Source organism: Olsenella sp. An285 (genome assembly GCF_002159625.1).
In the GTDB taxonomy this organism is placed as follows: Bacteria; Actinomycetota; Coriobacteriia; order Coriobacteriales; family Atopobiaceae; genus Thermophilibacter; species Thermophilibacter avicola.
In genome coordinates, this window is the sequence record NZ_NFIZ01000002.1 from 1 (window position 1) to 25,568 (window position 25,568).

Here is a 25,568-nt window from a genome sequence, read left to right on the forward strand (position 1 = left end):
CTCGGAGGCGTCGGAGAACTTGTCGAGGACGGACTCGTCGGCGGCGGAGTAGTCACCGAAGAGCTGCTCGTAGTTCTTGAGCATGGTGGCGAACTCCTGGCGCGTCACGAACTGGTCCGGGCGGAAGGTGCCGTCGACGTAGCCCTCGACGAGGCCGAGCTGCCTGCACCAGGCGACGGACTTGGCGTAGAAGGCCTTGCCGTTGCAGTCCTCGAAGCCGGTCTCGTAGCCGAAGATCTCGTTGTAGACGGGGTCGGTCTCGACCTTCCCGTCACGGGCGGCCATGTTGTAGAGGACGACGGCGACCTCGCCGCGGGTGAGGTTGTTGGTGGCTCCGAAGACGCCCGTGGAGACACCATTGGTGTCCTTGTAGCCGCTCATGATCGTGTTCGCGGAGACGAAGGCCACCTGGTCGGCGAAGTAGCTGTCCCACCTGACGTCGCTGAACAGGGTGTGGTTGTGCACGTCGTTCTCGAAGTCGTTGTAGTTCTGGACGCAGGTGATCTTGAGGTCGCCGGGCATCACGTAGTTGTTCTCGGCGTCGGCGTTGCGGGCCTCGAAGCTGATGGTGTAGACGCCCTCGTCGACGATCTTGTCGACCTCGTTGCCGGCGGCGTCGGTGATGGTGACCCTGACGACGTCATTGGCGAGCCCGTCGGTGACGAGCCAGACCTTGTTATCGTCCTCGTCGAGGTAGAAGAGGCCGAGGCCGTTCACGTCACCCTCGGGGGCGACGGCGTAGCCGTCCTCGTCCCACGGGAGGTAGTCGTAGTTGCCGACGCCGACCTTGTCGAAGGTCGTGGTCATAAGCTTGTCGGAGCTCACGGAGCCGATGGTCAGCGGGGAGACGGTGATGGTCATCTCAGTGGTTCCGGAGAGCTTGTAGGTGGAGCTCGTGAGCCTCATGGTGTAGGTGCCGGCGTTGATGACCTCGCTGACCTGGTTGCCGTCGGCGTCGTAGTAGGAGACGGTATAGTCGTCTCCCTCAACAAGCGTGGTCTCGCTACCGTTCTTGACGCCCTTGACGGTGAGGGTGATGTCGTCGAGGACGTCGGTTCCGTCGTAGGTGGTGGCGACGGAGGTGACGACCTTGTTGTTGTAGGTCACGACCGCGTTGGCGTCTGCGTTCACTGCATCGGCGTAGACTCGAACGGTGAGAATAACCTGCCCGCCGACGGCGTACCCATCAGTGGGGTTGACGCGATAAATCGCCGTGTAGGTGCCGGGGTTGTTCCACCAGGCATCGTCGTTGGTCTTTACGTCGCCCTCGCTGTCGTAGACGGCAATCTTCGTGACGGTCTGCTTGTTCCCCCTCGCATCGGTGGCGACAATCTTCTCGTCGGTGAAGTTGCCTTCCTTTGCGGAGACGATGATCTCCTGGTAGTTGTCAAGAGCCTTGCCCTCGTAGCTCCACTTTACGAGCTGGCCTACCTTGGAGGCGTTCATCTCGTAGGTGCCGTCGATGTTCTCGTTGTCGGGATCGGCCTTGGTAACGTTGTAGACGTAACGTGCGTTGTCATACCACACAACGTCATCGTCAAAGGAGGCGGTGAGCTCCTTAGCTATGTTGGAGTCGGCGCCGTAGAAGGTGCCGTCGATGAAGAGGCCATCAAAGCCCGACGGCTTGGATGAGCTGTCCGAGTAGATCTCGGGGATGTAGACGCTAGGGTTGTTTGCGATGAAGTTAACGTTGTGGCCGAGCTCGAGCTTCTTAACGGTGACGAGCTGATCGTTGAGGTCGGCCGAGCCGGTGTAGTTGCCCTTGCCGGTGATGAGCACCTTATAGTTGCCCGCATCCACGACCGAGTCGACTTCGTAGTCCTTGCTGGTGTCACCGGTGGTGCGATACCACTGGACGTCGATGTCGGAGCCCACGTAGAGGGGCTCGCCGTTCAGAGAGAACGTGAACTCCTTCGGCTCGGCGTCATAGGTGGTGTCGAGCTCTCCCTCGAGCTTGATGTCGCTGATGTCGACCTGGTTGATGTCGAAGCGGACGTAGTAGACGCCGCCCTCGTAGCCGCTGCCCTCGAGGGCGGTGATCTTGATCACGTACTCGCCGACGTTGATGATGTCTCCGGTGAGCTCGTCGCCCTCCTCGTAGCCGTTCGCGCCGCGATTGAAGTACTGGATGTCGTAGGAGGCGTCCTCCTCGGTGGCGTCCACCGTGAAGTCGGGGTGCGAGTCGGCGCCGGGGGCCACGTCGAGCTGGAGGGCCCTCAGGCTGACGGGCTGGTTGCGCTCGTAGTCAAACTGATAGACATCCCCATCGAGGGTCGGGGTTCCAGACCAATCGCCCTGGGAGAAGGTAATGGCATCGATGCTGGCGTTCGCAAACGCGCCGTCCGGCTGGGTGAACATCAGGCTGGCGCCGTCGTTGACGCCGGCCGCCATGGCCACCATCGGGACCGCGCCCACGGAGAGCACGCCCACGAGGGCCGCGGTCACCGCGCGCGAGGCCTTGTTCCTGCAAGCTGTCATGTGTTGTCTCCTTTCAAAGAGTCTTTCCGGGAGACGTGGCCAAAGACAGCACTTGAGGTCGGCCATGGCGGGGTCCTCTGCCAACGAAAGCGGCCCAGGCCGGGAATCTGGCCTGGGCCGCATTGGAGCTGTGTCTGGATCGGGGGAGTCGGTGGCAGCTCGTTCTTCTCGGCAGGTCGTCCTGCGCTTGAGTCCCTACAGCACGTCCTTCTCCATCGCGCGATGCATCACCTGGGCCACCTCGGCGCGGGAGATGTTGTTGAGCGGGGCCAGGAGGCGGGTTCCGTCCGTCTGCTCCATGCCGGAGATGATGCCCTCGGAAAGGGCCCACTTTGCGGCGTCGATGGCCCAGGGGCTCGTGAGGGAGCTGTCGGGGAGCCCGTCGAAGGCGGAGCCGTCCACGCCCTCGGCTGTGGCGCCGGAGATTCGGTAGATGACCGTCATGAGGTCCTGGCGCGTGAGGGGGTCACCCACGCCAAACTCGTTGGAGCCGTCCTCGTACCCGGTGAAGACACCGTTGGCCACGCACCAGTCGACAGCCTGGGTGTAGTAGTCCTGCGGCACGTCCACGAGGCCGCACGAGGGCGCAGTCTCGCCGTTGCCCAGGTGACGGTAGAGGATGAGGGCGACGTCCTGGCGCTGGATCTGGTCGCCCACGCCAAAAGCTCCGGAGCCGTTATCGTAGCCGCTCATGATCTTGTTGGCGACGGCGTGGGTGACCGCGTCGTAGAACCAGCTGCCCGAGGTGACGTCCACGAAGCTCACGGGATTCTCGGCGTGCCAGGCAAGGTGCTCGGCCGCGTCTCCAGCAGAGAGGGCGCCGTGGCTGCCGCTCGTTTGGGTGCGGTCGTTATCCGTGTCGTTCACGGGGGTGGCCGTGGCGTAGAGCGCCTCGAGGACGTCGTCGACGGTGGCGTCCGGGTTGGCGGAGATCAGGACTGCCGCGGCGCCGGAGACCATGGGGGCGGAGAGGGAGGTGCCGGAGAGCGCGCCGTAGTTTCCGTCCGCCTCGGCGCTGTAGCGGGTGTAGGTCGACCAGACGGAGGCGCCGGGCGCGCTGATGTCCTTGTACTGGTTGTAGTCCGACCAGGGGATATTGGTGCCGTCCTGCTCCAGGGCGGTGACGCTCACGCACTCGTCGTAGTCGCCGGGGTAGACGGGGTCGGTGTAGGGCTTCGAGCGGGAGTCACCGTTGCCGCCGGAGCACACGGAGAGGATCCCATGGCTGTTGCGGGCCTCGCGGATGACTGCGCGCAGGGCTCCGTCGGAGTCGAAGCTCTGCCCGTAGGCGCCGAGGCTGAGGTTGAAGACGCGCACGTTCTGGAGCTCGCCGTCCTCGATGAGGCCGAGGACGTAGTCGTAGGCGCGGACGAGTGAGGCGGAGTCCGCCTTGCCAGCGAAGTCACCGGAGTCGTAGATCACCTTGATGGGCAGCACCTGGGCGGCGTTGCGCGTGGAGCCGGCGACGCCGATCCCGTTGTTCGCCACGGCCGCGATGACGCCCGCGACGGCGGTGCCGTGACCATAGGCGTCCGTGGAGGCGTTCTGGGAGAGCGGGTGCTCGTTGGCGGAGTCGTAGGCGTGCTCCGCCACGAGGTTGTCCGCGAGGTCCTCATGGTCGAGCTGGGCGCCGGAGTCCAGCGTGACCACGGTGACGGGGTTGCTCTGCGCGCCCGAGGGGAGCGAATCCCACGCCTCAGCGAGGCCGCTGGCGTAGAGCCAGTACTGGTTGGGGCTCTCATCCGGGTCAGAGACCTGGGCAAACGGGTCGTTGACGGAGATGCTGGCGAGGGAGGCGATGCCGTCGCTCGGGGCGGCGAGAGGCGCTGCGGCGGGTGCGCCTGCGGTTTCCTCCACGGCGTCGATGAGGTGGTAGACGTAGTTGAGTTGGGCGCTCTCCACGCCCGGCACGGCCCTGGCCGCCGCGAGGGCCTGCTCGTCCGCCTGGCCGGAGGCGGGCTGGGCCTCCACGGTCACGGTGCCGTCCTCGGAGGAGACGATGCCGGTGACCTCCACGCCAGCCGCGTCGAGCGCCGAGTCTGCCTGTGCGAGCAGGGAGGCGCCGTCCGGGGCGGGCGCCTGCAGCGTCACGAGGATGCCGTTGGTTTGGGGGCCGTCCGCGAGGGCGACGGCAGGGGAGAGCGCGATTGTGCCGACGGTGAGCGCCGCGGAGAGGGCGAACGACAGCGGGAGCGCGTGGAGGGTCTTCTTCATGGCGGGTCCTTTGGGCGAGAGGTTCTTCTCGGCGATTGCTCGGGTGTTGGGCGCGTGGCGCGTGGTGCGCTGCGGGTGCGGTGCGTTGCGCTTGCGCGACGGTTTGATTGTAGGCCAGTTGCCTCGGGCGGCGAGTCCGCGCGGCCCCTTGCGTTGCGAGCGCGTTGCCGCCGCATGGCCCAGCGTTGCCGGCGGGCTTCCGACGTTACGGTCCGGCCGCGGGCTCGTAAACAGCGCGCCCGGCTGCGCCTTCAGGCAGCTTGAGGGTGGCACCATCTGCCGCGTCACATCTGCCCTGCGTGCCGGTCCGCCCTGCGTCCCGGCCGCGCGCGACGTTGGGAGGCCGTCATGTATGACACCGGTTCAACCGCCTTCATGCTCGTCTGCACCATGCTCGTACTGTTCATGACGCCCGGGCTGGCGTTCTTCTATGGCGGCCTCGCCCGCCGGAAGAACGTGGTCAACACGATGCTCATGTGCTTTGCCGTGATCGGTGTCGTGGGCCTGCTGTGGGTGATCGCGGGGTGGTCCTTCGCCTACGGCGGGGACGGCTCGCTCCCCTGGTTTGGCGGGCTCGACCAGCTGGGACTCGTTGGCCTGGTCCCGGGCATGCTCTCCGAGGCGGACGCCGTTCCTGCGGACGCGGTCTACCCCAGCCTGGTTGACGTGTGCTTCCAGATGGCGTTCGCCATGATCACGGCGGCCATCGTCACCGGGTCCGTTGCGGGGCGCATGCGCTTTGGTGCCGTGCTCGCGTTCATCGGTGTGTGGTCGCTCGTGGTGTATGCCCCGCTTGCGCACATGGTGTGGGGCGGCGAGGGATCGCTCATCGGCGACGTCATCGGCGCGCTGGACTTTGCCGGTGGCGACGTGGTGCACATCAGTTCCGGCGTCACGGGCCTCATCCTGAGCCTTGTCCTGGGCGGGCGCGCGGGCTTTGGCCTCAAGAGCTACCGGCCGCACAACGTGCCCTTTGTTGCGCTGGGGGCGGGGCTGCTCTGGCTCGGGTGGTTTGGCTTCAACGGTGGCTCCGAGTTTGCGGCGGACGAGGTCGCGGCGCTGGCGATGCTCAACACCGTGATTTCCAGCGCGGCTGGCCTGGCGTCCTGGCTCGTGGTGGAGCGCGTGGCAAGCGGCACGCCCTCGCTCGTGGGCGCCTGCACGGGCCTGGTGGCGGGCCTCGTTGTGGTGACGCCGGCGGCCGGCTTTGTGGAGCCGTGGGCCGCGGTGGTCATGGGGCTCGTGGTCTCCCCGGTGTGCTACCTGGCCATCTCCAAGCTCAAGGCTCGCTTTGGCTATGACGACGCGCTCGACGCGTTTGGCTGCCACGGCGTGGGCGGTCTTCTGGGCGGCGTGCTCACCGGCCTCTTCTGCGTGCCCGAGCTCTCCTGGACCGGCAAGGGCGGCCTGCTCTACACCGGTGATCCGTCGCTGCTGGTGAGCCAGGTGCTCGGCATCCTGGTGACGCTTGCGATCGTAGTGGTGCTTGACCTGGTGATCGTTGCTGCGGTGCGCGCGGCGTTTGGCGGAAGCCTGCGGGTGAGCGCGCACGACGAGGCGCTCGGCCTCGACGTGACGGCCCACGGCGAGAGCGCGTACCCGGCGTTCACCGGACTGGACGCGTAGCTGCGGTTCTTCTCGTGCTCGACACCGATCATTCCCTACTATCAAGGAGTCTCACATGAAGAAGGTAACGGCCATCATCCGACCGGAGAAGCTCGAGGAGCTCAAGGATGCGCTCAACGAGAAGGGTGTCCACGGCATGACCGTCTACGAGGTCATGGGCTGCGGCAGCCAGCACGGTTGGACCGAGTACTACCGCGGCAAACCGGTGATGCTCAACATGATTCCCAAGGTCAAGGTTGAGCTGGTGGTGAACAACGCGCAGGTGGACGCGTTGATTGACCTGGTGTGCGAGGTTGCGCGCACCGGAGAGGTGGGCGACGGAAAGATATTCGTCTATCCCGTGGAGGAATGCGTGCGCATCCGCACCGGAGAGCGCGGCGTCAAGGCGGTGTGAGGGGGCGCTTGTCGCTTTGCGTTGCGGTCTGTTGGGTCGGGGCGTGGTGGCGGGTTTGGGTGTCGCGAGAACTCCGGCCGGGGCACGGTTTCGCGCTGCGGCGTCGCGAAAATCGGGGCCGGGGCGCGCCGGGAGGGGCGCGATGCCGGGCGGAGGGTCCTTCTCGCCGCGCGGGACGTGCCCCGGCCGCGGATTCCGCGACGCCTTGGCGAGGAGTCGTGCCCCGGTCCCGATTCCCGCAACGCCCGGCCTGCCGCTCCGTGCCCCGGCTGGAGTTCTCGCGACGCCCCGGCCCGTCACCGTGCCCCAGTCCCGAATCCCGCGACGCCCCCGCCCGGAACCGTGCCCCGGCCCGGCAAACCTCAACGCGTATTACAGTCCTCAAGTTATTTGACGCGCTACTCGAACCCGTACGCCTCTACCGGCACCTCGTCCCAGCCATCGTCTCCCTGGTCCGGATCCGGATCCCGTTCGCCTTCATCTTTGCTCGTGAGACAGCTCCAGTTGACGCCGTCGATTCCCTCGAGCTCGTGCCACAGCTTCTCGCGTCTGCAGCGACGCTCGTTGGCGACCGCACGCGTCACGCGGACCTTGCGGATTCCCAGGTCGCGACGGATGGCTTCCGCGAGGCCGTCCATGTAGTCAAGATCTGCGTACTGGCGCCTGGTGACGACGTATTCGTTGAAGCCTTTGGCGGTGAGCTCGTTGTGGCGCTCGACGTCGGCTGCGTGCTGCTCCGCCCCCTCATGGTCTCGTCCGTCGTACTCCAGAGCCACTCCGCGCAGTGTCACGCCGCTTGCCCCCGAGTCTCCCGGAGCGCGCAGCAAGATGTCCGGTTTTCTTACGCCGGTTCGCATGGAATCGTGTATGCGCTGGACCTCGACAGGATCGTTCATCGACAGCACCTCGAAGCCATAGCCGCCGCGCGCCTTGCTGAGTCCCATTCGGAGCGAGAGTTTGGTCTCGCGCGGCGACGCCGATCTGACGCATGCCATCTTGAGGGCACGCCTTGTCTTTGCGGTTCCTGCTACCGGGCCAAGCTGCTCGAGTTGACCTTTGATGAGTTCAGGCGTGGTGAGGGGCTGGTCACGCGAGAACATGCCCTTCTCGAGGCCAGGTGCGATGGCGTATGTGCCAAGCATCTCCGAGAGCAGACATACGATTTCGAGTTCCGTGAGCATCGCCGCCAGCTGAACGACAAGATGCTCTGGTGAGACGCAGCGGACGCCGGGTGCCAATTCTACGGCGGAGCCCGAGGGGAAGGAGGAGATTGCTCGATGCGTCTTCACGTGACGCGGGCGCGACCTCGGCGCGTCGTGATCGAGAAGAATCTCGGGCATGTCGATCTCTCGCACACTATCCGGGAGACTGGACATGGCCTGGGTGAGCTCTTCTTTGGTCGGAGGTCGGTCGGGCAGGTTTGCGTCGCAGCGCTGTCCCTTTGCGAGACGCTTTCGAAGCGACGGGCTGCGAAGCGCCTCAAGTGCGGTGAAGTGTGTGAGCACGATATCCATGCTCAAAATGCTATGGCTCGCGTGGGCGTGTGCGGCTGACAGGCTGAAAAAGCTCGACACGGAGCTTGCGGGATTCTTCACGCCTGCTTTCGCCGCAAGGTGTTTATCGAGGTGGGGGTTTCGCACGAGATTGCTCGAAATGGTGGTGCACGCTGTGTAGATGTCGTGTTTGAGCAGTTGCCTGGGACGGGTGCGTGCGGGGCTCGGTCTGTGGTGCATTTCTGTGCCGAGCTGGTTGGGGCGGGAGTGTCTGCTGGGGGTTCGGCTCTGGCATTTGCGCGTTGCGGTCTGCCGGGTCGGGGCGCGGTGGCGGGCCGGGGCGTCGCGAGAACTCCGGCGGGGGCACGGTTTCGCGCTGTGGCGTCGCGAAAATCGGGGCCGGGGCGCGCCGGGAGGGGCGCGATGCCGGGCGGAGGGTCCTTCTCGCCGCGCGGGACGTGCCCTGGCCGCGGATTCTGCGACGCCCAGACCCATCACCGTGCCCTGGCTTCGATTCCCGCAACGCCGCGGCTGGCTTACCGTGCCCCGGTCCGGAATCCCGCAACGCCGCGGCCTGCCGCCCCGTGCCCCAGTCCCGAATCCCGCAACGCCCCGGCCCGTCACCGTGCCCCAGCCCGGCAAACCGCAACGCCCCCGGCAATGCCGTGAGCGCGCCCGCTACAGATCCTCCGCCGTGAGGATCTCCTGCGGGATGAGCAGCGCGTTCCCGAGGACCACGCGCAGGTACGCGAGCTCTCGCTCCTTGAGGTAGGGCTCCAGTAGCTCGATGCCCGTCACGCTGACGCCCGCCTGGTCCGTAGGCTCGTTCTCCAGCGGATCCGGGAAGCGCCTCATCGCGCGGCGCAGCATGCGACGATACGCCGCGGCGAAGGGCTCCACGGCAAAGCGGTCGCCCGCCATCTCGGCGAGCTTTGCCAGGATGGAGAGGCCCGCGCGGTCGAGGTCGCCCCAGTAGAGCACAGTCACGTCCTCGGCTCCCAGCGTGGCAATGAGGTCGGGCAGCTTGTGCGGGTCATCCACGAGGTACCCGTTGCCAAAGACCACGCCGTGCACGCGCTCGTCGAAGATGCGCTTGCGCCCGTCGCGGAACATCGCGTTTCTCATGTTGACCCAGGGGTCGAGGTTCTCCGAGACTACGATGCGCAGGTGGCGGTGGTACTTGGGGATGTGGTGCAGGAGCTCGAGCCTTACCTGCGGGCGCGTGCGCACCACGTCCGTGAGGCCCATGAGGTGCAGGAGCTTGCGGCCGTCGGACTCCGGCGCGAGGAACTTCTCGTCCCCGAAGACGCGATAGGAGAGCTCGCGCAGGCTGAGGGTGCCGTCGCCGAGGGCTGGCCTGCCGGCGAGCTCGGCGTCGAGCCCGCGAAGCTCGCGCTCAAAGCGGACGAACGCCTCTGGCGTGCTGAGCAGCCAGCCGTTGATCCACAGGCGCGGATCGAGGTCGATGATGCGACGGCGGATCTCCCCCAGCTCGGGGGTCTGCTTGCGCACGCAGTTGAGGTGCGCGAGGGTCCGCGTCTCGCGACGGGCAAGCGGGGAGGGCGAGCCCTTCTGGGCGTCCTTCTTGTCATGGTTCTCCGCCTGGGACTCGACGTCCTTCTCGGCCGGCCGAGCGGGGGATACGGTGAGCAGGTAGCCGCCGTCATCTGCGACGGGCTCGAGTACGCCCAGCTCGCGCAGGGAGTCCAGGGTCTCCTGCCCGGCGCCGTACTTTGCGAGGATCGCCTCCACGTCCTGGAAGGGAACCGGGTTCTTGCGCAGGCGCACGAGCCCGCTGGCGATGCCGCCCGCGATGCTGCGCTGCTTGGAGGGGAGCTCCCTGCCCAGGAGCTTTGCCAGGCTCACGACCGCGGCGTGCTCCTGCTCGGTGAGTTTCTGTGCCATGTCTGCCTTTCGGGATCTGATTGCCGTGCTCAAGGATAGCGCGTCGCGGTGTGCGACGGGCGGCGGGGGGTGCCGCGGGCGCTGCGGAAGCGTGGGGCGCTGCGGGCGGCGGGGACGCTGCGGGTGCTGGGGCGCTGCGGTTTCAGGGGCTGGGGCACGGTTGGCGCTCGAGGCGTTGCGAGTTTGCCGGGCAGGGCACGGTTGTGCTCGGGAGCGTTGCGAGTTCTTGGGCTGGGGCACGGCGGCATTCCCTGACTACCTTGGGGCAGCGACGTTCAACTGGGGTTTTGTCCAGCTGCCGTCTCACGCCGAAGGCTCTTCTCGCCCTTGCCTCTCCGCCGTCGTGCCCCAGCTCAAAATGACGCAACGCCTTCCCGCCGAAACGTGCCCTGGCCCCGATAATCGCCACACGTCCGTCTCGGGGTCTAGCTCGCAGCTAATGAATCTCCTTCAGTCAGCTGCTAGGGTGCAACTACCCGGAACAGATGACTGGAAGGATTGGGTGGTTGCAATGAGAAAGACCGCGCCTATTGCCCGTTTTGCCCTCACGTTTGCGCTGACCGCTGCCGCAGTGGTGGCGCCGGTTGCCCTTGCAGGTTGCGATGGCTCTTCCTCGGGTGGGGACTCCACCCCCGCTGCCGAGGAGCAGCAGGCGGAGCAGGCCGAGGAGGCGGCGCCCCAGGAGTCCGAGTACGTTGTCTCCATCGATGGTTCCACGGTGACGACTGACTACCAGGGCGCGCCTGCCATCATCGTTGACTACACCTTTACCAACAACTCTGACGACGCCACCTCCTTTGCGGTTGCCTGCTCACAGAAGGCATTCCAGAACGGCGTACAGCTCGAGACTGCCATCGTGTCGGAGGACCTCGGCAACGGCTACATGGCCGAGATAAAGCCCGGCGCCACCACCACTGCCCGCATGGCCTACAGCCTCACGGACCAGTCTGACGTCACGGTTGAGGTGGAGAAGCTCATCTCGCTCGACGACACCGTCCTCGCCGAGGCCACGTTCTCTGTGGCGTAGTGAGATGCCCGCTCTGATATGCTCGGTGCGAGGGTGGTGAGACCATGGCTGAACGACTGACGGAGGAGCTGCTGGACGAGCTCCTCTCCACATCGGACCTCGAGGAGTACCTCGAGAGGAACGAGCCCGGCAGGCGCACCCTCTCCGAGTACCTCAACCAGCTTCTTGCCGAGAAGGGCCTCGAGCGCTCGCGCGTGGTGCGCATGGCTAACCTCAACGACACCTTTGGCTACCAGATCTTCCAGGGCACGCGAAACCCCAGTCGCGACAAGGTGCTGCAGATTGCCTTTGCGATGGCCCTCACTTTGCGAGAGACCAACCGCGCGCTCACGGCGGCCGGCGTGAGCGAGCTCTACTGCAAGGACCGCCGTGACGCGATCATCATCTTCTGCCTGGATCGCGGCTGCTCGCTGCAGAAGGTCAACGAGGAGCTCTATCGCTTTGGCGAGAAGACCATCTGCTAGCTTGCGGAAGCGGGCGGCGGCCTTGGCCCTCCGCTCCGGACAGGACTCCTCCCGGCGGGGTCGGCGCGGTGGCGTTGGCCCCGCTCTGCTAGGATGGGCGCATGAACACAGAAGACGAACTCGCCAGCTATCTTGACGCCCTCGAGCGCGACGCCTGCTATCGTGTGGACGCCGTGCTCAAGGAGGGCGCGCTCGAGACCACCGAGCGCGTCTCCTTCGTGGGGGAGAACGGCTCGGTGCTGGGGCCGTTCGTGCGCAAGCGCATCGGCGGCGAGTCTGGGCTGGGCGGTGCGTACGAGACCGTCTTCGCGGCGCAGCGGCGCGGCGTGCGGCTCGCGCACCTGCCACGGATGGTGGAGTGCCACCGCCGAGACGGCGACCTCGTGGTGGTGATGGAGTACGTTCCCGGGGAGACGCTCGGGAGCTGCGTGGAGGCGTGCCGCTCGCGGGAGGAGCGCCTCGCGCTCGTGCGGCGCGCGTTCCCGGACCTCTGCGACGCCGTCTCCGAGCTCCACGAGCTTCTCGACCCGCCCGTCATCCACCGCGACCTCAAGCCCGATAACGTCATCGTGTCCCCGGGCGGCGTCACCCTCATCGACCTGGGAATCGCTCGCGCGTATCGCGACGGAGCCGAGCAGGACACCACGCACTTTGGCACGCGCGCCTACGCCCCGCCCGAGCAGTTCGGATTTGGGCAGACCGGCGTCACGAGTGACGTCTATGCCCTTGGTATGCTGCTCTTCTTCTGCGTGACCGGCCGGGAGCCGTCGCAGGCGGACCGCGAGTCCGGCTTTCGCGACGCCGCGCTGCCGGAGGGGCTGCGCGTCGTGGTGCGGCGCGCGACCGAGCTCGACCCGTCGGCGCGCTACGCCTCCGTGCGGGAGCTCAAGTCCGCGTTCTTCTCGGCCCTTGATGGTGAGCCTGCCGTTCCGGAGGGCCCTGCGGAGAAGAGCGGGGAGCTTGCCCCCGCGCCGCCGGACTTTGCCGAGCCGTATGCCCCGCGGGCAGAGGGCGGCTCGTTCTGGTCTTGGCTTGCTCGGGTGCCCGGATGGGCGGGTGTCGTCTGGGACGTGGTGGTTCTGGGCGTGGCCGCGCTCTGCGTCGTGGGATGCGTCATGGGCGTGGTTCAGCCTACGCCCGAGAACGCCAAGTGGCCCGCGTGGTATCTCTGGACGTCCTACCTCGTGTTTCTTATGCCCATGCTACTTATTGCGTGCTACCTGCTGCTGGATCGTCGTCCGGTGAGGCGGGCGATTCCCGCGCTCGCAAGCCTCTCCGTACGGCAGGAGACGCGCGTAGGGCTTCTTGCTCTGATCGCGATTTTTGTCGCGTGGGTTCTGACCTCAGCCGCGGCGGGCGTGTAGGCCCGTTGACTACCAAAAGTAGGTAATTTACTGTATATTTGCAGTTACTTCTAGTAGGGGAAAGGAACTCGCATGCCAGCCGTTACCTCGCTGTCTGACTTCAACAGGAACCAGTCCGAGGTCATTTCGCGCCTTTCAGAGACTGAAGAGCCGCTCTACCTCACGCGAAATGGCAAGAGCGCGGTTGTCGTGATGGATGCGGAGGCGTTTGATCGCGCCATGTCCTTTAGGAACGAGGTTCACGAGAGGGAGATGAGCGTCTACAGGGGTCTTCTTCGCGGATACCAGGATGTTCAGGAAGGTAGGACCTCGGACGCAAAGAGCGCCTTCGCTCGCGTGCGAGAGCAGAAGGGCTGGTAGACATGGCGTATGCCGTTGAGCTTACCGAATATGCCGAGTCGTTCCTCCTAGATAACGTCACCAGCGAACGCGTGCTCGAGAGAATCGAGCGTTCCGTCGAGATGCTTGCCGAGTATCCTGAGGCGGGGCCGTCATACAACCCGGACTACGCTGCGGCAAGACCTCCGTTTCCTTGTCGGTATCTGCCGCTTTCGGACACGCCGTTCACGCTCTACTATCTGACGGACGATGAGGCTCAGTTGGTGACGGTGTTCGACATCGAGTGGACGGCTGGAGATCCCCGAGCGAGATTCACCTTCGTCTAATTCGTGCAGGGTCTCCCTAGCTCAGCTCGCGGACGAACGCCTCCAGCGCCGCGGCGTCGTGGCCGGGCTCTCGGGTGAAGTGGAACGAGCGCATGCCCGCCGCCTCCGCGCCGATGCAGTTGTCCAGGTTGTCGTCTACAAAGACGCACTCGGCGGGGTCGAGGTCGTAGCGAACGCAGAGCAGCTGGTAGATGGCCGGGTCCGGCTTCATGAGGCGCTCCATGGCGGAGACCACGTAGCCGTCGAGGTGGGGGAGCACCGGCGCGTGGCCGAGCTGCTCCATGATGCGCGTGGAGGCATTGGAGAGCAGGTAGATGCCGTAGCCCTCGCCCTTGAGGCGGATGGCGAGGTCGTTGGTGGCGGAGAAGGGCTCCGAGTGCTCGGGCCAGTGGGCGATGCACTCGTGCAGGTTGGGGTGCAGCCGCTCCGGTAGGTGGGACTCCGCGTAGCGGCGCATGGTCTCGTGCGTGATGGTGCCCGAGTCCAGGAGCGACCACATCGTGGTTCCAAAGAGCGCGCCCTGCAGCAGCTCTGCGTCCTCCGGCGTGTCCGTGAACAGGCTCGCGAAGTAGGGCCCGTCGAAGTTCATGAGCACGCCGCCCATGTCAAAGACGATGTTGCGGATGAGCTTGGACGTGGGCTCGGGCATGGGGCCTCCTCGGTCGCGGGTGCTTGCGGAGAGTATAGCGCTGCGGGGGAGGCGGGCGATCGTGTGGATTGATCGGATCGTCCAATGACGTGCGGAAAGGCGTCGTGATCGCCTCAGACTTGGCTCCACAAGTTGAGAGAGGGGGAGAACATGGGAGAGACGTTCAGGTCAGAAGGAGCTTGGGTGATTTGTCCGGCAGGTGGGGATCGACCGGTGGAACTTGTCCGGGTGATAGAAGCGTGGGAGTCCGTGGGAGATGAGGAGCTCGTTGATGGCTGTGTTCCCATGGATGGCAGCATCCGATCCTTCGACGAGGCTGGAAGAGAATGGTGCGAAGGTCGTGGTGGAGTATTCACCGGCTATTCTTCGGTGAATCAATTTGTCATGGACGTGTTCCACTTTGATCCGATGCGGGGATGCTGGCATGTGTTCGGGGGAGAAACGCGACAGGCTCTGTGGCCAGTCGCAATGGACGATCTCCATGAGCTAATGGAAATGGGCGACTCATGGGCCGAGGCTCTGACAAGAATCTTGGCCGCGATTCCAAGGAGGGAAAGGGGGCGCGCGATACTGAGGGTACCCTGCGGTCTGAGGCCCCAGTTCTCTAGGTGGTGTAGGGCGGTTGTGGAGAGTGGGGGTCTTGATGAGTGTCTTATCAGGGGGACGCACTCTTTTCGTGAGGTGGTGCGGGAATGTGCGGGAGAGCCGGCATCTTCCTTGGCCGTGGGGGCCTCTTCTGGAATTGGCTGATTAAGCAACAAACAATTCGTTCTCGCGCCTGAACTGCTCGTAATGAATCGAGAGCAGCTCGTCGCTGGGAGATTGGGTGGGGTCAGAGGGCTCGCGAAGCTTGACGGACTCGTATCGTGCGTACTCAGTCGAAGAAAGGCGCTTGCTCAGGACCACATCGTGATGATCCGGGGTTACCGAGATGAGATGGGCATCGTAGAGGAGATGGAGATCCGCACGGAGGAGAAGTCCGTTCTGAACGATCTGGGACCTGCGCCCTCGGTATGGGTTGATGTGAGCTGCCTGAAGAACAGTCGTTACGTTTGTGCCAGAGATCGCGCACGCTTCGTTGTAGGCCTCAAGAAGCTTGCTGCGAAAGAGGCTCTGCTGCTCGCGCCTCACTTGCTGCGCCGTCACTCGGCGACGCTCGTCCTCTCCGTCGTATTCGACGACTATCTGCTGCTGTTCAGGCGAAAGATCGTCGAACCCCTGCGGTACGAAGGCGCCACGCGCTTCCGTTTCGTGCGAAACGGGACCGTGTAGGGTAAACATGCGCGTGACGCTGTTATAGCACTCAACGAATGCGAGGCCGCGTACAAGATAGCCGCCTCTTTGCTCGCGGGTCATTACGCCTACGGGAATGCCGTCTTCGAGGCAGTTCATCAGGGCTCGATTGTATTGTTGATTCACGTCCGACCCTTGGTGGGCGGCGTAGTCGAGAATCCATGTGCCGTCGGCCAGGGGAATGGGAGCCCTGTCATCGTAGCGGCCAGCGCTGTTCGAGTGTACCGAAAGGGCGTACCTTCGATCTCCGTCATAGGAGATTTGCGCCGCCCCTGGGACGTAGATGCCGGAATCGCGGCTTAGGGGGATGGGCGTCTGGGGCTTGTTCTCCATGTGGTGGGGGAGCTTGGGGATGGCATTTCCGGTATTAGCGATGAACCAGTCGTAACACGGGACAAACTGCAAGGGTACGAGTTGCTCGGCGCGAGCAAGCGTGGGAAGAAGAACGGGGCATTCATAGACGAGCTGGCTTGGCATGTCGGTGGACCTCCCCTCAGCGACTAGATTATACGATGCTCTTGCAGTGGGCGTCTCTCATGCGACTGGCCGTGTGCTCACGGAGCCCGAGCTCGAGCTATAGGTTGCTACTTTGGCCCACCATACGTACCCATCAATATTGGGGCCGATATCGCTACAAGAATGCCGGCTACGTATGGTGGGCCCTTCCGCATAACGCTCGCCGCGACCGTGCATGATGCCCGGCTGCGGCGTGCTACACTTTTCCCACATGACCAGGGGAAAGGAAACACCATGGCTGACGTGCTCTTTGTTGAGTATCCCAAGTGCAGCACCTGTCGCCGCGCAAAGGCGTGGTTGGACGAGCACGGCGTCTCGTACACGGACCGCCACATCGTCGAGGACAACCCCACGGCCGACGAGCTTGCCGAGTGGCAGGCGCGCTCGGGCCTGCCCGTGCGCCGCTTCTTTAACACGAGCGGTCGCCTGTACAGGGAGCGCAACGTGAAGGCCCAGCTCGACGCCGGCATGTCGGACGTCGAGGCCTTTGCCCTTCTCGCTGAGGACGGGATGCTCGTCAAGCGCCCCATCGTGGTGGGGGAGGACTTCGTGCTCGTGGGGTTCCGCGAGGCAGAGTGGGAGGAGAAGCTATGCTAACCAGGGAGTTCTGCGCCGAGAACATGGAGCTCGTCCCCGCGGCCGTGGCCGCCGGCGCCGCGCGCATTGAGCTCTGCGACAACCTCGCCGTGGGCGGGACCACGCCCAGCTACGGCGTCATCCGCGCGGCGGTGGCCTTTGCGCGCGAGCACGGCGTTGACGTGATGTGCATGGTGCGCCCGCGTGGCGGCTGCTTCGAGCACACCGCCGAGGAGGTGGCCATGATGCGCGACGACCTCATCATGGCCAAGAGCCTGGGCGTGACCGGCGTGGTCTTCGGCTGCCTGCGCGACGGCCGCCTCGACCGCGAACTCACCTCCGAGCTCGTTCGCCTGGCGCACGAGGACTCTCCCGAGGCTCCCGGTCGCGTTGATGTGACCTTCCACATGGCCTTCGACGCGCTTGCTCCGGAGGACCAGCTCGAGGCCATCGACTGGCTGGCGGAGCAGGGCGTGGAGCGCATCCTCACGCACGGCGGCGAGGCGGGCACGCCCATCATGGACAACCTCGACCGCCTGCACGCCTACGTCGAGCGCGCCGCGGGCCGCATCATCATCCTGCCCGGCGGCGGCATCACGTGGGAGAACGCGGAGGACGTGGCGTCCGCTCTCGGCGTGCACGAGGTCCACGGCACCAAGATCGTCAAGGTGGCGTAGGGTGCCCCGGTCCCGTTCAACGAGGTCGAGGGGCTTTGCGCAGGTCACGCCCAATCTTGGCGAGAACCTGGGGCTCGAGGACCTTCTCGCCAGGATGGAGGAGCCGGACGCCCGCGTGTCCGGCTCGGCGTTCTCCGGACTCGAGCTCGCGGACGTGACGGCGCATGGCACCACCTTCGAGAACGTGGTTTTCCGGGGGTGCACGTTCGACTGCGTGAGCCTCTCCGGCTGTACGTTCACGGACGTGCTCTTCTCGGGCTGCCGATTCATTCGGTGCGATATGGGACGCTCGTGGCTCAATCGGGTGGACTTCTCGTCTTGCTCCGCCCCGGGAATGACTTTCGTCAAGGGGCGCCTCACGGGCGTGCTCGTTGCGGACAGCCAGTTTGGCTACTGCGACCTCGCCGAGGCGTCGGTGAGCCGCCTGCGCGCGAGCTCCACCAGCCTCGCCGAGGCAAATGTGTTCTCAACCAAGCTCAGCCACGTGGAGCTGGACCGCTGTGACCTCACGCGTGCCACGCTCTACCGCGTGAGTCTCGCGGGCGTTGACCTCTCCACCTGCGACATCTCCGGCGTCCGCGTCTCCGGTGACTTCCGCGAGCTACGTGGCGCCGAGGTGAGCGCGGAGCAGGCCGTGCAGCTCGCGGGGCTTCTGGGCATCAAGATCAAGGAGGAAGAATGGCTCTCCTAGACGAGAACGCCTCCCTCGAGGAGGTTCAGGCGGTCTTCAAGAACGACCGCTTCGCAACGGATGCGTGCGGCTGCCGCGTGGTGGAGGCCGCGCGCGGGCACGCCGTGACCGAGTTCGACATCACGCCCGGTCACAGGAACGAGAAGGGCGGCGTGATGGGTGGTGCCATCTTCACGGTGGCTGACCTCGCGTTTGCGGTGGCGTCCAACGTGGGCGAGTCCGTGACCGTCTCTGTGAGCAGCAACATCGAGTTCATGAGCGGCGCCAAAGGCAACAAGCTCATAGCCACGGCGGACGTGGACAAGAACGGCCGCACGCTGGCGTTCTACACCTGCTACGTGACCGACGAGCTGGGAACTCCCGTCGCTCGCGCCACGCAGACCTGCATGCACCTGCAGAAGTAGAGACGCGCTGACAGGGGTTGTGTCAAAGGGGACGGGGCTGACAAACTACCCCGTCCCCTTTGTCAGCCCCGCCCCCTTGTCAGGACCCTCTTAGTCGAGGGAGGCCATCTGCGCCGGCAGCTCGCCGACGAGGGGCTTCATGTAGTCGAGGAGCTCCTTGGTGACGCCCATGCCGTCCTCGGCGATCCACTCGCGCGGGACGTTCTTGACCCTGTTTGCCACGGAGACGACATCAACGAGCTGGATGTTGATGCTGTACGGGTCGTTGGAGACGCGCTCGACGGCGCACATCTTGCCCGTCTCGCCCGCAAGCGCCGCGTTGAAGCCGGCGTGCCCGAGGTCGAAGGCCTCGTCAAGGTCGACCCTGCTGGCGGCATAGCTCGCGCAGCGCTGGAGGGTGGAGAGCTCCACCGAGCGCGTCTTGCAGCCCAGGCGCTCCTTCGTCAGCGCGGCGAGGTAGCGGCCCGTGCCGGAGAGCGTGGCCAGGTGGCCGAACTCGTCGACGCCCACGCCCGGCTCGGCGGCACGCTCGCAGATGAGCTGGCCGTCGGGGGTGCGCACGCCCTCGCTCACGCCAACCATCACGGTGTTCTTCTCGTCCAGGATCGAGGCGATGCGCTCCATCAGGACGTCCAGATCCAGCGGCACCTCGGGCAGGAGCACGAGGTCGGGCGCTGCCAGGGCAAGCGCGCTGGAGGCTGCCAGCCAGCCGGCGTCGCGGCCCATGATCTCGACGAAGGTAACGCTCTTGAGGTCGTAGACGTTGGCGTCATACGCGATTTCGTTGACGGCGGTGGCCACGAAGCGCGCGGCGCTGCCGTAGCCGGGCGTGTGGTCCGTGTCCACGAGGTCGTTGTCGATGGTCTTGGGCACGCCGATGAAGCGGATGTCGCTCCCGATCTGGCGGCCGTACTCGGAGAGCTTGGCGATGGTGTCCATGGAGTCGTTGCCGCCGATGTAGAGGACGCCCTCTGCGCCGATCTCCTCGAAGCGCTGGAAGAGCCGCTCGTAGGTGGCCTCGTCCTCGGAGGGGAGCGGGAGCTTGTAGCGGCAGCTGCCGAGCCAGCTGGCGGGGGTGTTGCGCAGGAGCTCGATGTCCACCCTGCTCACGAAGGCCTCGTCCAGGCGGACGGAGCGGCCCTCAAGAAACCCCTGGATGCCGTAGCGCATGCCCTCGATGCGGGTTCCGTCAAAGACCCCTGCGGCAATCACGCCGGCGAGGCTCGAGTTGATGGCGGTCGTGGGGCCGCCGGACTGCCCCACCAGAATGCACTTGTCGCTCATAAGGGCTCCAATCGTTGCTCGGCTTCCACACATAAGGATATCCGCTTGTCGCCGAGCTCACCAGCGAGGAGGCTGAGCGTGCAAAAGTGCCCTTCGGGACGGTAGTGCGGACCGCCGGCTGCAAAACGGGCCTTCGGGCCGGTGGATTTTGGGGGAGATTTGGCGCCGCTGGGAAATAAGATTAGATACTTGATATTTATATATGGGATAACGATGGTATGGCCTCCGACGGCTTCCGCAATTCCACCGGCCCGAAGGCCCGTTTTGCAGCCTGACGTCCGCGCCGCCGGCCCGAAGGGCACTTTTGCAGGAGAATGCCGCCCCGGGCCAAGCCGGGACGGCATCTCCGTGGTGCTGAGCCGTGCGCGGAGCGGTGCTACGCGAGGTTGTAGAAGGCGGCGCGTCCGGGATATTCCGCCGAGGCGCCGAGCTCGTCCTCGATGCGGAGGAGCTGGTTGTACTTTGCCACGCGGTCCGTGCGCGCGGGGGCTCCGGTCTTGATTTGGCCGGCATTGGTGGCCACCGCGAGGTCGGCGATGGTGGTGTCCTCGGTCTCGCCGGAGCGGTGGGAGACGACGGCGGCGTAGCCGGCGCGCTTGGCGCACTCGATGGCGTCGAGCGTCTCCGTGAGGGTGCCGATCTGGTTGACCTTGATGAGGATGGCGTTGGCGGCTCCTAGGTTGATTCCGCGACGCAGGCGCTCGGTGTTGGTGACGAAGAGATCGTCTCCCACGAGCTGGACCTTCTTGCCCAGGCGCTTGGTGAGGAGCGCCCAGCCCTCCCAGTCCTCCTCGGCAAGGCCGTCCTCGATGGAGATGATGGGGTAGCGGTCAACGAGCTCGGCCCAGTAGTCCACCATCTCCTTGGATGTGAGCGCGCGGCCCTCGCCCTTGAGCTCGTAGAGGCCCGTCTCGCGATCAAAGAGCTCTGAGGTGGCGGGGTCCATGGCAAATACGAAGTCCTCGCCCGGCTTGAACCCGGCGGCCTCCACGGCCTCCATCAGGTAGACAAAGGGCTCCGCGTTGGTCTTGAGGTCGGGGGCGAAGCCGCCCTCGTCGCCCACTCCGGTGGAGAGCCCTGCCTTCCTGAGGGTGTCCTTGAGCGTGTGATAGACCTGGGCGCACCACTGCAGGCCGGTCCGGAAATCGGGCGCCCCCACGGGCATGATCATGAACTCCTGGAAGTCGACGTTGTTGTCCGCGTGGACGCCGCCGTTGAGGATGTTCATCATCGGAACGGGGAGGGTGTGGGCGTTGGGCCCGCCGAGGTAGGCGTAGAGCGGCAGGCCTGCGGAGGCGGCAGCGGCGCGCGCGATGGCGAGCGAGCAGCCGAGGATGGCGTTCGCGCCCAGGCGACCCTTGTTGGGGGTGCCGTCCGCGGCGATCATGGCCTCGTCGGCGCCGCGCTGGTCCGCGGCCTCGCGGCCAACGAGCACGGCGGCGAGCTCGTCGTTGACGTGCGCGACGGCCTGCGCGACACCCTTACCCAGATAGCGGTCCTTCTCGCCGTCGCGCAGCTCGACGGCCTCGAACTCGCCGGTGGACGCCCCCGACGGGACGATGGCCCGCCCGAAGGATCCGTCCTCGAGCGTGACCTCCACCTCGACGGTGGGGTTGCCGCGGGAGTCCAGGACCTCGCGTCCGTACACCTTGCTGATCTTGCTCATGGTGCCCGCCTTTCAGTTTGACTAGGCTAACTTCACAAGCAAATGTATACCCTATCTAACTCTTGCCAAACTGGCGCACAATGTCGACACAAGCCTTGCCGATTGTGCAGATTCGCAGAGGTCGCAGACGTGCCGTCACGGCGCGGAGCGCAAGATATACTAGTGCGGTTGTCAGGAGCGGAGGGGTGCACGGGGGCGCCGCCGCAGGACTGGGAGGTCTTATGGGAGCGTTCTTTGGCGCTGTTTCTCACCGTGACGTTGCACTGGACGTGTTCTTTGGCGTCGACTACCACTCGCACCTGGGCACCCGCCGCGCCGGCATGGTCTCGTGCCGCGAGGGGGGCGGCTTCAACCGTCAGATCCACTCCATCGAGAACACGCCCTTCCGCACCAAGTTCGAGCACGACCTGCCTGAGCTCTCCGGCACCTGCGCGATGGGCTGCATCTCGGACTCCGACCCGCAGCCGCTTCTCGTCCGCTCCCACCTGGGCGTCTATGCCATCGCCACGGTGGGCGCCGTGGGCAACGTGGACGAGCTCGTTGAGCGCTTCGAGAAGGACGGCCACCAGTTCATGGCCACCAGCTCCGGTGCGGTGAACATCAACGAGCTCATCGCCGCGCTCATCAACACCCAGGCCAGCATCGTCGAGGGCATCCGCTACGCTCAGGACCAGATCGAGGGCTCCCTCACGCTGCTCATCATGACCGAGTCCGGCGAGCTCATCGCCGCGCGTGACGCCATGGGCCGCCTGCCCGTCCTCATTGGCAAGGACGATGACGGCTACTGTGTGTCTTTCGAGTCCTTCGCGTACGGCAAGCTCGGCTACGCCGACGAGTACGAGCTGGGCTCGGCCGAGATCGTGCGCCTCACCGCGGACGGCTACGAGACCATCTCCCCGGCGCGCGACGAGATGCGCATCTGTGCCTTCCTCTGGGTCTACTACGGCTACCCCAACTCCAACTACGAGGGCGTGAACGTCGAGGTCATGCGCTATCGCAACGGCGCCATCATGGCCCGCGACGAGCGCGAGGCCGGCCTGCTCCCCGAGGTCGACTACGTCGCGGGCATGCCCGACTCCGGCCTGCCCCACGGCATCGGCTACGCCAACGAGTCCGGCGTGCCGCTGGCTCGCCCCTTTGTCAAGTACACCCCCACCTGGCCGCGCTCCTTCATGCCGGCCAACCAGGAGGTGCGCAACCGTGTCGCCAAGATGAAGCAGATCCCGGTGCCCGAGCTCATCCGCGACAAGCGCCTGCTGCTCGTGGACGACTCCATCGTCCGCGGCACGCAGATGCGCGAGACCATCGACTTCCTGCGCGACACCGGCGTCTCCGAGGTCCACATGCGCTCGGCCTGCCCGCCCATCATGTACGGCTGCAAGTACCTCTCGTTCTCGCGCAGCCGCTCCGAGTACGAGCTCATCGCCCGTCGCAAGGTCCGCGAGCTCGAGGGCGACGAGGGCGAGAAGCACCTCGACGAGTACGCCGACGGCCGCACCGAGCGCGGTCGCTGCCTGCTGCGCTCCATCTGCGAGGAGATGGGCTTCGACTCGCTGGAGTACCAGAGCCTCGACGGCATGCTCGAGGCCATTGGCATCGACCGTAAGAAGGTCTGCACCTACTGCTGGAACGGCAAGGAGTAGCCGCAGGCGATTGCACAAATTGGGATTGCGCAAAATGGGACGTGCCTGAAACGTGCAGAAAGTTGCACGTTTCTGGCACGTCCCCTTTTGTGCAAGCCTAGCAGTTGCCGACGAAGACGTGGGCAAGGTGGCGACGCGACACGTCGGCTAAGTGGTAGACGTCGGAGACCGGGGTGGGCCCTCGGTCCGTCATGTGCCAGCGCGGGAAGAAGCGCGTCACGTGGTGCGTCACCGTCTCGCGGCCGCGCCCGCCGTCAAGGCCGGCCAGCCAGCTCGCAAGGTCCTCCATCTCCGCCTCGGAGTCATTCATGCCCGGCACCACCAGCGTGGTCACCTCGAGGTGGCAGCGCGGGTCCGCGGCAAGCCGCTCGATCGTGCGCATCACGCATGCCAGCGACCCGGCGGCCCCGCCGCACGCGTCGTAGAACGCGTCCGAGAAGCCCTTGAGGTCGATGTTCGCCGCGTCCAGGAGCCCCTCGAGCCCCTCGAGCACGCCCTCGTTTGCGCAGCCGTTGGACACGAGCACGTTCGCGAGCCCGGCCTCGTGTGCCAGCCGCGCGCAGTCGCGCACGTACTCCCAGCCCACCAGCGGCTCGTTGTAGGTGTAGGCGATGCCGGAGACGCGCCCGTCCCGCCGTCTGGCCTCGAGCGTCATGGCAACGAGCTCGTCGGGCATGACCTCGCGCGTGCGCACGTCCTTCTCGTCCGCCTGCGCGATCTCCCAGTTCTGGCAGAAGGGGCAGCGGAGGTTGCAGCCGTAGCTTCCGACGGAGACCACGTAGGTGCCGGGCATGAAGCGCGCGAGCGGCTTCTTCTCAACGGGGTCGAGGGCGAGGGAGGTCAGCCTGCCGTAGCTCTCCGCCACGACGGCGCCGCCCACGTTGCGGCGGGCGCGGCAGGCCCCGAGGCCGCCGGGGGAGAGGCGGCAGCGCCGAGGGCAGACGTCGCAGACGAGCGCGTCGTTCTTCTCGGCGCTCATTCGTGGCGCTCCACGACGAAGCGCTCCAGGCGCACGCTGGGCTCGTCGAGGTCGATGCCACCCTTGCGCGCGGCAATGCGCAGCTGCTCGTCCACGGTGTCCACGCCGTCGAGGTCCGGAAGGAGAAGCCCCCGGCGCCCGCGGCTTGCGCTCACGATGACGCCAAAGCGGCGCGGGTCCAGCTGCTCGGGGCCGCTCACGGGCTCCGGCTCCCCAAGGACGTCGACGTCGTAGACGAGCTCGGGGAGCTCGTCCGGCCGCACGGGCGAGAAGCGCGGGTCGTGGCACCCGGCGGAGACCGCGTTGGAGACGATCTCCTCGGCGAGGCTTGCGCGCACGGGCGCGATGGTGCCGATGCAGCCGCGGAGCTGGCCGTTCTTCTTGATGGAGACAAAGGCGCCCGCGCGGCGGGAGAGGAGCTCGGGCGGCACGTCCCCGGGGAGGTCTCGCAGCCGCTCACCCGTGAGGACGCGATGCTCGAGCGAGGCGCGCGCCAGCCGGACGTACGGGTCCTCCTCCGCGCGGCGGCGAGACATGTCGCCGGCATGCCACGCCTCGTACGCGGCGGCGAAGTCGCGTCCCGCGTCCGACCCCTCCGGCCCCGCGGGCGTGATCACCGCCACACCGTAGCCCACGCCAAAGGGACCCTCGTACGAGAGGAGCTCGGAGGTGACGGGCGTGCGGTCGAGCGCGCCGGCCATGATCTGGAAGGAGCGCAGGCCGCACTCGGCCGCCCGCTCGCAGAGCCCCGGATCGGCCGTGAGCAGGTCGAGGAACGCTCCCGCGCCGAGCGCCCGGCACGCGAGCTCGTCGAAGACGGGGCCGTCCGGGGCAAAGCCGTACGGGCCGTCCGCGGCGAGCTTGTGCGAGAGGTCGCCCGAGGCGACGTAGGCCACGCGCCGTCCCAGGGTGGCGGCGGCCCGCTGGACGAGCTGCCCCATGCGGTAATGGTCGAGCGGGCTCATGCCGGAGATGCCCATGCGCACCACGCGGTACGGCGCGAGCTCGCGGCCGCTCGCGCGGAGCTCGTCGTAGGCGGCCTGGATGAAGTGAAGCGGGACGAGCACGCCCCAGTCCAGGCTGCGCTCGCGCTCCCCGGCGGTGCCGGCGGAAAGGTCGGACTCGCGCGCGAGGCGGCAGAGCTCCGCCACGAGCTCCTCGTCATAGGTGACGCTCGACCCGTCAGCCGCGTCCCCGAACTGCGCGAACGTGCCGCTCGCGCCGCGTCCGGGCGCTATGTGCAGGTAGTCGAGGTACATCGCCGTGTGCGGGCTCGAGACCACGATGGTCTGCGGCTCGAGCTCGGCTATGCGACGCGCGGCCTCACGGTACGCGTCCACGGTCCCCTGGATCTCGCGCTCCCGGCCGTGACCGACGCCGGGGACTATGAGGGGCGGGTGCGGAACTGCGACGGCTATGACAACGGACATGCTGCCCCCTCTCGCCGGGTGACAATGGGCGGGTGACAATTGCGTCAGGCTCATCTGTCACCGTAGCGCGCCTGCTACCATCTTGACAGGAGGGACAGGGCAAACTGTCAGGTTTTGGTCGCGGGAGGCG

Annotated in this window: 23 protein-coding genes; 13 read left to right on the plus strand and 10 right to left on the minus strand. The window is 66.0% G+C overall.

Annotated features, from left to right (window positions below; translation table 11 throughout):
* Both B5F79_RS01545 and B5F79_RS01550 read right to left on the minus strand, forming a co-directional pair.
* On the minus strand, nt 1–2,478 hold a 2,478-nt coding region (locus tag B5F79_RS01545), incomplete at its 3' end, for an S-layer homology domain-containing protein (RefSeq protein ID WP_143786206.1).
* A gap of 195 nt (nt 2,479–2,673) precedes the next feature.
* Nucleotides 2,674–4,692, minus strand: coding sequence for a S8 family peptidase (locus tag B5F79_RS01550; RefSeq protein ID WP_158094810.1), 2,019 nt, complete (start codon nt 4,690–4,692; stop codon nt 2,674–2,676).
* Between the two features lie 348 nt (nt 4,693–5,040).
* On the opposite strand from B5F79_RS01550, the gene B5F79_RS01555 reads away from it, so the two are divergent.
* Both B5F79_RS01555 and B5F79_RS01560 read left to right on the plus strand, forming a co-directional pair.
* Entirely contained in the window at nt 5,041–6,318 is a 1,278-nt protein-coding gene (locus B5F79_RS01555) for an ammonium transporter (protein WP_087217153.1), read from the plus strand.
* Nucleotides 6,319–6,373: 55 nt separating this feature from the next.
* A complete protein-coding gene (locus tag B5F79_RS01560) occupies nt 6,374–6,712 on the plus strand; it encodes a P-II family nitrogen regulator (protein WP_087217154.1) in 339 nt (112 codons plus the stop codon).
* A gap of 398 nt (nt 6,713–7,110) precedes the next feature.
* Here B5F79_RS01560 and B5F79_RS01565 read toward each other — a convergent pair whose 3' ends face one another.
* On the minus strand, nt 7,111–8,307 hold the full coding sequence (locus B5F79_RS01565) for a hypothetical protein (protein WP_143786208.1): 1,197 nt from the start codon (nt 8,305–8,307) through the stop codon (nt 7,111–7,113).
* 576 nt (nt 8,308–8,883) lie between these two features.
* Complete coding sequence (locus B5F79_RS01570; RefSeq protein ID WP_241147225.1) at nt 8,884–10,110, minus strand: Wadjet anti-phage system protein JetD domain-containing protein; 1,227 nt, start codon at nt 10,108–10,110, stop codon at nt 8,884–8,886.
* Between the two features lie 511 nt (nt 10,111–10,621).
* Between B5F79_RS01570 and B5F79_RS10925 the strand changes: the two genes are divergently transcribed.
* The 5 genes from B5F79_RS10925 (at nt 10,622) to B5F79_RS01595 (ending at nt 13,630) form a co-directional block, all read left to right on the plus strand.
* Nucleotides 10,622–11,137 carry a DUF5067 domain-containing protein gene (locus B5F79_RS10925; protein ID WP_158094811.1) on the plus strand — a complete coding sequence of 172 codons (516 nt, stop codon included), beginning with the start codon at nt 10,622–10,624 and terminating at the stop codon, nt 11,135–11,137.
* A 44-nt stretch (nt 11,138–11,181) separates the two neighbouring features.
* Nucleotides 11,182–11,601, plus strand: coding sequence for a transcriptional regulator (locus B5F79_RS01580; RefSeq protein ID WP_087217157.1), 420 nt, complete (start codon nt 11,182–11,184; stop codon nt 11,599–11,601).
* Between the two features lie 101 nt (nt 11,602–11,702).
* Nucleotides 11,703–12,965 (plus strand): serine/threonine protein kinase, encoded by a 1,263-nt coding sequence (locus B5F79_RS01585; RefSeq protein ID WP_087217158.1) that lies wholly within the window; start codon nt 11,703–11,705, stop codon nt 12,963–12,965.
* A 72-nt stretch (nt 12,966–13,037) separates the two neighbouring features.
* Nucleotides 13,038–13,325, plus strand: coding sequence for a type II toxin-antitoxin system Phd/YefM family antitoxin (locus tag B5F79_RS01590; RefSeq protein ID WP_087217159.1), 288 nt, complete (start codon nt 13,038–13,040; stop codon nt 13,323–13,325).
* 2 nt (nt 13,326–13,327) lie between these two features.
* Nucleotides 13,328–13,630: a type II toxin-antitoxin system RelE/ParE family toxin gene (locus B5F79_RS01595; protein ID WP_087217160.1), complete on the plus strand. Its 303-nt coding sequence runs from the start codon at nt 13,328–13,330 to the stop codon at nt 13,628–13,630.
* Between the two features lie 16 nt (nt 13,631–13,646).
* Here the strand turns inward: B5F79_RS01595 and B5F79_RS01600 are convergent, their stop codons facing one another.
* Nucleotides 13,647–14,279, minus strand: a complete 633-nt coding sequence (locus tag B5F79_RS01600) for an HAD family hydrolase (protein WP_087217161.1) — start codon at nt 14,277–14,279, stop codon at nt 13,647–13,649.
* A gap of 150 nt (nt 14,280–14,429) precedes the next feature.
* On the opposite strand from B5F79_RS01600, the gene B5F79_RS10765 reads away from it, so the two are divergent.
* Nucleotides 14,430–15,029: a hypothetical protein gene (locus tag B5F79_RS10765; protein ID WP_143786210.1), complete on the plus strand. Its 600-nt coding sequence runs from the start codon at nt 14,430–14,432 to the stop codon at nt 15,027–15,029.
* On the opposite strand, the gene B5F79_RS01605 is transcribed toward B5F79_RS10765, so the two are convergent.
* Entirely contained in the window at nt 15,030–16,049 is a 1,020-nt protein-coding gene (locus B5F79_RS01605) for an HNH endonuclease (protein WP_087217162.1), read from the minus strand.
* 273 nt (nt 16,050–16,322) lie between these two features.
* On the opposite strand from B5F79_RS01605, the gene B5F79_RS01610 reads away from it, so the two are divergent.
* From B5F79_RS01610 to B5F79_RS01625, 4 genes are read left to right on the plus strand one after another with little or no spacing between them, the layout of a single operon-like run.
* Nucleotides 16,323–16,685, plus strand: coding sequence for an arsenate reductase family protein (locus tag B5F79_RS01610; RefSeq protein WP_087217163.1), 363 nt, complete (start codon nt 16,323–16,325; stop codon nt 16,683–16,685).
* The gene (locus B5F79_RS01615; RefSeq protein ID WP_087217164.1) at nt 16,679–17,341 is read left to right on the plus strand and encodes a copper homeostasis protein CutC; all 663 of its coding nucleotides are present in this window, start codon (nt 16,679–16,681) and stop codon (nt 17,339–17,341) included. The genes B5F79_RS01610 and B5F79_RS01615 overlap by 7 nt, the downstream gene beginning before the upstream one ends.
* A 1-nt stretch (nt 17,342) precedes the next feature.
* Nucleotides 17,343–18,032, plus strand: a complete 690-nt coding sequence (locus B5F79_RS01620; protein ID WP_241147226.1) for a pentapeptide repeat-containing protein — start codon at nt 17,343–17,345, stop codon at nt 18,030–18,032.
* Entirely contained in the window at nt 18,020–18,436 is a 417-nt protein-coding gene (locus tag B5F79_RS01625) for a PaaI family thioesterase (RefSeq protein WP_087217165.1), read from the plus strand. Before B5F79_RS01620 ends, B5F79_RS01625 begins: the two co-directional genes overlap by 13 nt.
* Nucleotides 18,437–18,526: 90 nt before the next feature.
* Here B5F79_RS01625 and B5F79_RS01630 read toward each other — a convergent pair whose 3' ends face one another.
* Complete coding sequence (locus B5F79_RS01630) at nt 18,527–19,720, minus strand: diphosphate--fructose-6-phosphate 1-phosphotransferase (protein ID WP_241147227.1); 1,194 nt, start codon at nt 19,718–19,720, stop codon at nt 18,527–18,529.
* Between the two features lie 376 nt (nt 19,721–20,096).
* Nucleotides 20,097–21,386 (minus strand): phosphopyruvate hydratase, encoded by a 1,290-nt coding sequence (gene eno, locus B5F79_RS01635; protein WP_087217167.1) that lies wholly within the window; start codon nt 21,384–21,386, stop codon nt 20,097–20,099.
* A gap of 221 nt (nt 21,387–21,607) precedes the next feature.
* Here eno and B5F79_RS01640 point away from each other — a divergent pair, with 221 nt between their 5' ends.
* Nucleotides 21,608–23,029 (plus strand): amidophosphoribosyltransferase, encoded by a 1,422-nt coding sequence (locus tag B5F79_RS01640; RefSeq protein ID WP_087217168.1) that lies wholly within the window; start codon nt 21,608–21,610, stop codon nt 23,027–23,029.
* 97 nt (nt 23,030–23,126) lie between these two features.
* Here B5F79_RS01640 and amrS read toward each other — a convergent pair whose 3' ends face one another.
* Nucleotides 23,127–24,008 carry an AmmeMemoRadiSam system radical SAM enzyme gene (amrS, locus tag B5F79_RS01645; RefSeq protein WP_087217169.1) on the minus strand — a complete coding sequence of 294 codons (882 nt, stop codon included), beginning with the start codon at nt 24,006–24,008 and terminating at the stop codon, nt 23,127–23,129.
* A complete protein-coding gene (gene amrA / locus B5F79_RS01650; protein WP_087217170.1) occupies nt 24,005–25,438 on the minus strand; it encodes an AmmeMemoRadiSam system protein A in 1,434 nt (477 codons plus the stop codon). The genes amrS and amrA overlap by 4 nt, the downstream gene beginning before the upstream one ends.
* Nucleotides 25,439–25,568: the final 130 nt, after the last annotated feature.